The sequence below is a fragment of the Streptomyces sp. AC627_RSS907 genome (genome assembly GCF_019049165.1).
Genome location: NZ_JAGMUE010000951.1, coordinates 1 through 659 on the forward strand (window position 1 = coordinate 1; position 659 = coordinate 659).

1 protein-coding gene is annotated in these 659 nt (G+C 80.1%); it reads right to left on the minus strand.

Translation table 11 applies throughout. The features are described from left to right. Positions 1-253: 253 nt before the first annotated feature. The coding region (locus KUM32_RS39625; protein ID WP_217146580.1) for a pyridoxal 5'-phosphate synthase at positions 254-659 on the minus strand (406 nt) is incomplete at its 5' end.

Here is a 659-nt window from a genome sequence, read left to right on the forward strand (position 1 = left end):
CTCCTGAGCCCGCCGGCTCGCGCCGTTCCCGTGCCGGCTCGCGCCGTGCCCCGCGTACTCGGGCCCGCCCGCACGCCCTAGCCGACCCGCCCGGTCCGCGCACCGGCCCTGGCGGCCCCGCCCGGTCCGCGAGTCGGCACCCGTCCGACCCGCGAGCCGGGCCGCGCCCCGTCCGGCCCGTCCGACCCGCGAACCGGGCCGCGCCCAGTCCGGCTCGCACACCTCGGCCCGGCGGCCGGAGCCCCCGCGCCCGTCAGGGCCAGAGCAGCTCGCGGGTCCAGCCGTCGTCGGTCGCGCGGTAGCGCAGCCGTACGTGCCGGCGGTGTTCGTCGCCCTGGAAGAACTCGACCTCCTCCGGGTCCAGGACGTACAGCGTCCAGGTCGGGGCCGGGGCGTCCGGCTCGCGCTGGGCGCGCTCCCAGGCGGCGGCCGATGCCCGGTCCAACTCCTCGTACGCGTCGAGCACCTCGCTCTGCCGGCCGACCAGCGCCGCGGCGAGGGCGCCCGGGGAACGCCGGCGCAGGTCGGCGGCGCTCTCCTCGGGCCCGGCCGTCACCACGCGGCCGGCCACCCGCACCTGGCGCCCCACCTCGGGCCAGTAGAAGGCGAGCGCCGCGTACGGTCTGGCGGCCAGGTCGCGGCCCTTGCGGCTGGTGCGG